This is a genomic window from Sulfurospirillum sp., from assembly GCF_036802865.1.
GTDB lineage: Bacteria > Campylobacterota > Campylobacteria > Campylobacterales > Sulfurospirillaceae > Sulfurospirillum.
On record NZ_DAIRVK010000003.1, the window covers coordinates 282,069 to 289,556 of the forward strand.

At 40.7% G+C, this 7,488-nt stretch carries 9 protein-coding genes; 5 read left to right on the plus strand and 4 right to left on the minus strand.

The genetic code is table 11. The annotated features are described in order from the left end of the window. Positions 1-62: 62 nt before the first annotated feature. From V7Q04_RS09140 to V7Q04_RS09150, 3 genes are read left to right on the plus strand one after another with little or no spacing between them, the layout of a single operon-like run. Positions 63-626, plus strand: a complete 564-nt coding sequence (locus V7Q04_RS09140; protein ID WP_333804695.1) for a DNA-3-methyladenine glycosylase I — start codon at positions 63-65, stop codon at positions 624-626. Next, positions 601-984, plus strand: a complete 384-nt coding sequence (locus V7Q04_RS09145; protein ID WP_333804696.1) for an MmcQ/YjbR family DNA-binding protein — start codon at positions 601-603, stop codon at positions 982-984. The genes V7Q04_RS09140 and V7Q04_RS09145 overlap by 26 nt, the downstream gene beginning before the upstream one ends. Before the next feature lie 10 nt (positions 985-994). Further along, positions 995-1,285: a YciI family protein gene (locus tag V7Q04_RS09150; RefSeq protein ID WP_333804697.1), complete on the plus strand. Its 291-nt coding sequence runs from the start codon at positions 995-997 to the stop codon at positions 1,283-1,285. A gap of 102 nt (positions 1,286-1,387) precedes the next feature. Here V7Q04_RS09150 and V7Q04_RS09155 read toward each other — a convergent pair whose 3' ends face one another. Next, positions 1,388-2,302 (minus strand): AraC family transcriptional regulator, encoded by a 915-nt coding sequence (locus tag V7Q04_RS09155; RefSeq protein ID WP_333804698.1) that lies wholly within the window; start codon positions 2,300-2,302, stop codon positions 1,388-1,390. Between the two features lie 141 nt (positions 2,303-2,443). Here V7Q04_RS09155 and V7Q04_RS09160 point away from each other — a divergent pair, with 141 nt between their 5' ends. Beyond that, positions 2,444-3,589, plus strand: coding sequence for an iron-containing alcohol dehydrogenase (locus V7Q04_RS09160; protein ID WP_333804699.1), 1,146 nt, complete (start codon positions 2,444-2,446; stop codon positions 3,587-3,589). A gap of 1 nt (position 3,590) precedes the next feature. Here the strand turns inward: V7Q04_RS09160 and V7Q04_RS09165 are convergent, their stop codons facing one another. The 3 genes from V7Q04_RS09165 to purT all read right to left on the minus strand — a co-directional run bounded on the left by V7Q04_RS09165 (position 3,591) and on the right by purT (position 6,698). Next, positions 3,591-4,073, minus strand: a complete 483-nt coding sequence (locus tag V7Q04_RS09165) for a DUF523 domain-containing protein (protein WP_333804700.1) — start codon at positions 4,071-4,073, stop codon at positions 3,591-3,593. After that, positions 4,070-5,467, minus strand: coding sequence for a chloride channel protein (locus V7Q04_RS09170; protein WP_333804701.1), 1,398 nt, complete (start codon positions 5,465-5,467; stop codon positions 4,070-4,072). Before V7Q04_RS09170 ends, V7Q04_RS09165 begins: the two co-directional genes overlap by 4 nt. Positions 5,468-5,537: 70 nt before the next feature. Beyond that, entirely contained in the window at positions 5,538-6,698 is a 1,161-nt protein-coding gene (gene purT, locus V7Q04_RS09175) for a formate-dependent phosphoribosylglycinamide formyltransferase (RefSeq protein WP_333804702.1), read from the minus strand. A 132-nt stretch (positions 6,699-6,830) separates the two neighbouring features. Here purT and V7Q04_RS09180 point away from each other — a divergent pair, with 132 nt between their 5' ends. Next, a complete protein-coding gene (locus V7Q04_RS09180) occupies positions 6,831-7,115 on the plus strand; it encodes a hypothetical protein (protein ID WP_333804703.1) in 285 nt (94 codons plus the stop codon). Positions 7,116-7,488 lie beyond the last annotated feature (373 nt).

A 7,488-nucleotide genomic window follows, 5' to 3' on the forward strand; every position in this document is an offset into this window, starting at 1 on the left:
CTGTTCGTTAACTCTATTTAGCTACAATTTTAGCACGATACTTCTTTAAGGAGAAGAAAGAAATGGTACCAAATTTTTCACGTTGTGGCTGGGTCAAACTCAGTGATCCTACCTATGTAGCGTACCATGATGAGGAGTGGGGAAAACCTCTTCATGATGATCGCGCACTCTTTGAACTTTTTTGTCTTGAAACCCAATCTGCAGGTCTAAGTTGGCTTACGATTCTTAAGAAACGTGAAGGTTACCGCAATGCCTTTGCAAGCTTTGTTCTTGAAAAAGTGGCGCATTTGGGTGAAATGGATGTTGAACGCATTTTAAGTGAAGGTGAAGTCATCAAAAGCCGACCGAAAATTGAAGCGATCATTGCCAATGCAAAACTCTTCCAAATCATCATTCAAGAATTTGGCTCAATAGATGCCTATTTCTGGGCTTATGTAAATGGAAAAACGATTGTCAATGATGTGCCTGATTACAAAACAGCTGCATGCACCTCACCCATTTCAGATTCACTTACCAAAGATCTCAAAAAACGAGGCTTTAAATTTGTAGGCTCAACAACCCTCTACGCGTTTATGCAAGCATGTGGTATGGTAGATGACCATGAAAACAGTTGCGGATGCAAATAAAATGACAACTGAGATTTTAGAAAACTACTGTCTAAGCCACATGGGTGCGCTCAAAGAGTACCCTTTTGATGAAACAACAGCGGTCTTTAAAGTCGGTAACAAAATCTTTGCCTTGGTCGATGAAGAGAGTCACCCTCCTCGCATCAATCTGAAATGCGATCCTTTTTACGCCAGAGAACTTCGAGAAATGTATCAATGCGTCATTGCGGGATATCATATGAATAAAAAACATTGGAATACCGTCATCTGCGAGGGTGAAATAGACGATACAATGCTTTTTGAATGGATCGATGACTCATACGACCTTGTTTTTGGCTCTCTGACCAAAAAAGTACAAAACCAAATTTATACTACGTAGGACAACTTTCATGTTTATTATCTCCCTTAGCTACCAAAAGTCTCTCGAAGAAGTCGATAAGCACTTAAGTGCCCATGTCGAATTTCTCAAAACATACTATGAAAAAGGTATTTTCATCGCTTCGGGGCGTAAAGTTCCACGTGATGGTGGGCTGATTATGGCGCTGTCGTCATCGCGTGCTGACATTGAAGCAGTCATAACCCATGATCCTTTTTACATTCATGGCGTAGCAACCTATGAGATCACCGAGTTTGTACCCTCAATGACTTCATCCAAACTGGCTTTTTTAGCCAATCGTTAGAGTGGACAGGGAAAAGTACCTTCAAAGCAAATACTACCAGCGATGAAGAGTCGCTCAACCATTTACCTGATTATACGAAAATAACGCAGATGAAGTCTTTGTTTACGCTGACGCAAAAGAGCCTCTCAAACGCTTCACATCACGCATCGGAGGAAGTCCGAAAAGACGCGCGTACTCGCGGCTAAACTGCGAAGGGCTTTCATAACCTACTTGAAAGGCTACATTGCTCGCTTCCATCTCTTCGACCATTAAAAGCCTTCGTGCTTCTTGCAAACGCAAGGACTTTTGAAACTGCAAGGGACTCATCGTCGTCACACGCTTGAAATGATAGTGCAAGGATGAAGCACTCATATCAACCTCTTTTGCCAGTGTTTCAATGCGCAAAGGCTCTGCCAAATCATTTTTTATCTTCGTAATTGCTTTGGCAACACGCTGCGCAAGGCTACCATTTTTAGCAAACTGCCGAATAACCGCACTGCCTTTATCTTGCACGATGCGGTAAAGAATTTCTCTCGTAATCATCGGAGCGAGAATGGCTATATCTTTAGGTGTTTCAAGGAGCCTAACCAATCTTAAGATGGGGTCAAGTAGCTGTGTGGAATTTTTTCCAAAGTAAAGCCCACATTGTGATTGACAGCTCTCTTTATTTTCCTCTGTATCAGATTCGTTAAGAATCTCCAAGATTTGATCCATCGAGAACTTCAGTTGTAGCGATAAATAGGGCTTTTCTAATGATGCTTCTTGAATTTGAATACGCGCAGGCAAATGCACTGAGGAGATCAGATAGGCATTTTTATCATACGAAAACATCTCTTCCCCTAATCCCACTGCTTTGGAGCCTTGAGCAATAATACACAAAGAAGGCTCATAGAGTGTATGCAAAAATTCTGTAGGCTCAGTGGTACAAAAAAAGCGTAAAAAAGGCACGCTAGTAGGACTGCCACCCATTTTTGAAGCGTATTTATCTATTAATTGTACAAGTTCTTCTTGTTGCAGATGCATCAATTCATTGCTCATGGCCATTTATCTCACTTATGAAGTCATTTGAGTGTATTATAAAACAATTTGGAGGAATAGGCAAGAACTACACTAAAATGTTCTACCGCTTATTGACGCTTTAAGCCTATAATACACTCATAAAAAAACGAAGGAGAACGTATGGTTGATTTTACCTATCATAACCCCACCAAAATTGAATTTGGAAAAGAGAAAGAGAATATTATAGGTGCAGAGATTGCAAGTGCTCACATCACAAAAGTCTTGCTCTGCTATGGCAGTGAACGCATCAAAACAGATGGTCTTTATGAAAAAGTAACCTCTACACTTAAAGCAAAAGGCATCGCTTGGGTCGAGCTTTCAGGCATCGTGAGCAACCCAAAACTGAGCAAAGTCAACGAAGGTATTGCTTTGGCTAAAAAAGAGAATGTGCAAGCCGTACTTGCAATTGGTGGAGGATCTGTGCTTGATAGCGCTAAAACCATCGCCGTTGGAGCGCTATACGCAAACGATGTGTGGGACTTTTTTATTGGAAAAGCAATCATTGAAAAAGCGTTGCCTATCTATGCCATCATGACGTTAGCCGCCACGGGTAGCGAGATGAACGGTTTTGCCGTTGTAACAAACGAAGCAGCAGCGCAAAAGTATCATATTCACTCAACACTGATTTATCCACGTCTTTCTATTCTCAACCCAGAGCTGACCAAAAGCGTACCAAACGACTACATGGCGTATTCAGCCGTTGACATCATCGCTCACGTCATCGAGGGTTATTTTACAGCACCCGATCAACCACATTTTCAATCACGCATGGTTGAGGGCATCATTCAGACCGTTATGGAGACAACTGAGATTTTGCTCAAAAATCCTGAAGATTACAACGCGAGGGCTGAGTTTACATGGGCGGCGACACAAGCACTCAATGGCTCAACAACCGCAGGAACAAACCCTCCAGGCTTTCCTAATCATATGATCGAACACTCACTTTCAGCACTTTTCAATGTAGCCCATGGTGCAGGCTTGGCGATAGTTATTCCTGCATGGATGAAATGGTTTCACACACACAATCCTGCTCAATTTAAACGTTTTGCAGAAAAAATATTTGGAAAAAGTAGTGCAGAAGAAGGAATAGATGAACTCAAAAAATGGTTCTCTAAAATCGGAGCACCTGTCAGTTTAAAAGAAGTTTCTATCGCACACGATTCAATTAGTGCCATCGCTGCAAATGCTGCACAATCTGCCATCAGAGAAGGTGCAAACGAGCTTTACACACAAAAAGCTATCGAAGCTATTTTAAACAATGCCTAACTCAAAGGGGATTTTTCCCCTTTGCATTCCAAAATGCTTCCGCTAAGGCTAACTCTTCTTCACCAAAAACAGCAATGCCACTCTCTTGCAGTACTTTACACGTAATCCCAGAATCATGGACTCGCGTACTCGTAAAGCTACCGTCGTAAATAATATCTTTACCACACGATGGACTTCTGGCTTTTAAGATGGCCATGACAACACCCTCTTCTTGGGCAATGCGTAGGCTTTCATGCGCCCCTTTGTCAAACTCGTACGTCACATCTTCCCCCGTTTTACAGATGACCGTGCGCGTTCCTTCAACCACTTCACACGCAGGGCGAGGCACACTTAACCCGCCTAAGACTTCAGGACATAAAGGGACTAAAACGCCCTCTTCGTGCCATTGTTGAATGATTGCCTCATTTAGACAATTATCATTACCATCGTATTTAACTTTTTCGCCAATCAAACAAGCACTTATAAGAATTTTGCGCTCTTTCATTTAAAATCATCCTTTGCATTTTTGACTTGCCAACGTAAACGTTTATACCGCAACCTATTTTTGAGCCGCTTGACTTTGTCAATATCTTTCATATCAATGCTAATGGACGTATCGTCAAGGTCTGTTCCTTCTCCAATAGAGATATTATCGGCTTTTTTAAGGGCTAGTTTTTGAGACTGAAAAATACTGCGATGCCCTGTAATTAAAAAAGCGATGACCACACTGAGTGCTGCATAATTTGCCATATGCACTCCAAAAAGTTCCACTGCCATAATGATCGAAGCAATAGGCGAATTGGTTGTACCTGCAAGCACACTGACAAACCCTAGTGCCGCAAACAATGCAACATGGTGCCCAAGTATATCCCCAAAAATTGCACCACTTGTAGCGCCCACATAAAAAACAGGAGTAATAATACCCCCACTTCCTCCTGCCCCCAAGGTCAAAGAGGTAAAAATAGTCTTCAAAATAAAATCATACCAATGCACATTGCTTGAAATCAAAGCGTTAGGGCTTAATGCATCTCGAATAGTCAACAGCCCCAGTCCTAAGTAGTTTTCAGAGAGAAAATACGACACAACAACCATAATCAAACCCGCAATAAAGGCTTTCAAATAAATATTGTAAGGAATTTTTTTCATCCATTTTTCAATTTTATTGACACTCGTAATAAATAAATCCGACACAATACCAAAAAAAATACCTGCAAGAATGACTTGTGCAATAAGCGACACATCTAAATTAAAAGCACGATACGCATTAATATCATAATAATGATACTTTACACCCAAAAATTGCGCTGTGGTAAATGCGGCAAATCCTGCGATAAAAGAAGGAAGCAAAACATCGTACATAATCACCCCGATAATAAGCACCTCAATACCAAAGATAGCCCCTGCAATGGGTGTCCCAAACACCGAAGCGAACCCTGCACTAATGCCACAAATGACGAGTTTTCTACGATCTGATTTTGAAAATTTAAGCAGTGTTGCCACAAACGAAGCAGCACCCGCACCCAGTTGAGCACCCGGTCCCTCTTTACCTACAGAACCACCTGAAAATATAGTAATAACGGTTGCAAGTAATTTCACAGGAATGATTTTAGCATTGATATAACCATCTCGTTTATGCACTGCTTCAATGACTTTTTCAGTGCCATGCCCCGCGGCATTTTTATCAAATGTCCGCACGATCCACAACGAGAGCATCAATGCAAACGGAAGCGTAAAATAGTAAGGAAAAGGAAGTGTTCCCCGCGTCTGTTCAGCGATGGAAAGAATTTTTAAAAAAACAGAGATCAGTCCGCCTATCATAATTCCAACAGCAGAGGAGAGCAAAAGCCATTTGGAAACGCTGAAAAAAATAACCGTTTGTTCAACAATATGTTTATTCATAAAAACTCTTTAAAAGTGGGCTACTTTAATTATAGCCCTCTTTTATCAATATTTTGTTAATTTTTTAGCATTATCCAATAATTTTTGAAACAATCTCTTTCGCTTTTTTCTTCGCCGCTTCGACTTCATCAAGCACAAGCGCAACCGCCATACGACGACCCACATGACTTACGGGTTTTCCAAATACACGTACAAAAGAGTTTTTAGAAAAGGCATCCTCTGGAATGCTCAGAGTTGGTAAATGCTCTTCTTTGAGGCTTTTAAACGCACCACTCGCACCTGCTCCGTAAAACGTAAAATCAAGTGGCAAGCCAAGAACGGCTCTTACATGCAGGGCAAATTCACTTTGACTTTGGGTAATGAGTGTCACCATGCCTGTATCGTGTGGACGAGGACTCAGTTCACTAAAATAAACTTCATCATTTTTCACGAAAAATTCCACGCCAAAAAGTCCTCGACCGCCTAAACCATCGGTGACGGTTTTTGCCATCACTTGCGCTTTGGCTAGCACTTCTGGCTTCATCGGCACAGGTTGCCAACTGAGCACATAGTCCCCATTTTCTTGGATATGACCTATTGGCTCACAAAAGACCGTCTCTTTGCCATTACGAACGGTTAAAAGCGTAATCTCATAATCAAACGGCACAAACTCTTCCACGATGAGTTCACTCGCATCGCCTCTGGCTTCTTTGGCGATCTCCCATGACTTTTGAATATCTGCCTCACTTTTGATGACACTTTGTCCATGCCCAGATGAACTCATAACTGGTTTAACCACACATGGAATACCCAGTTTTTTAGTCGCTTGATGTAACTCTTCAAGCGTTTTTACAAAGACGTAACCACTGGTTTTAAGCCCAAGCTTTTCAGCGGCAAACTCACGAATATTTTTACGGTTCATCGTTTTTTTCACCGCGTCCGCATTAGGAATGACGCAAAAGCCCTCTTTCTCCGCCTCAATGAGCGCTTCAATGCTCAAAGCTTCAACCTCAGGTAAGATATACGTAGGCTTCTCACGGCGAATCACCTCTAAAAGTTCCTCTTTGTTTTTCATATTGATGACATAACTTCTATTCGCAACCAAATGTGCGGGTGCTTGCGGATACGAATCCACCGCTACGGTTTCAATGCCCAAACGCGTTGCTTCGATGACGACTTCTTTACCAAGTTCGCCACTGCCAATAAGCATAATTTTGGTGCTGTTGCTTTTAAGGGGAGTTGTAAAATGCATGGGATTCCTCTTTGTGTTAGTTTAGGAGATTTTACACAAAAGTGGTTTAAGAAATGAAAGAAGTCTAAATTTTATCACCCGCAGTTGGATATACTGTTTATGCAAAACCTATTTTACCTATAAAGGTCATTCATGGACTATTTACTAAAGATTCTTCTTTTTAGCTGCGCCTTTGTCGCGATATATTTTTGGCTCAAACCAAGAGCAAAACCAAAATCAAGCCCTCAAAAACAAGAAGAGATACGTCAGATGTACAGACAAAGACTGCAAACAGAACTCTCAAACATTCAAAATGCTGATGAACGTCAAACAAAAAAAATTGCTCTGCTCAAAACATTTGCCAAAGAGTTGGAGTTTAACCTTTTTTTTGATAAAGATGAAGCAAAGGTATTGATACAAGAGTTGGCGAGTTATTAAACAAACATTTAAAAGCAAAAAAAGAAAGAATAAATTTTCACTCATTCCGCCTCAATTTTTTATTATAGCGTCCATTGCTAGTGGTATATGATTAGCCTACCTTTTTTATATACATATCCAACAAAACCTGAGCTTCATTCGTTTCATCTGTCGCTTTTAAACAATAGACCCAATATCCTGATGCAATCAGAAGAAGTATAAAATATGCTATCTGTTCTGAAGCTGATTTTGAGAAAAAGAATAAAAGACATACAAAAGCAACTAAGCAACAAAAAAAGAATAACCCTGATAATTTTATAAATCTATTAAAAAGTTTATGAGACCGTTAAATATTTCGTGTCAAAATAATTCTGATAAGAGAAATCCTATCGCA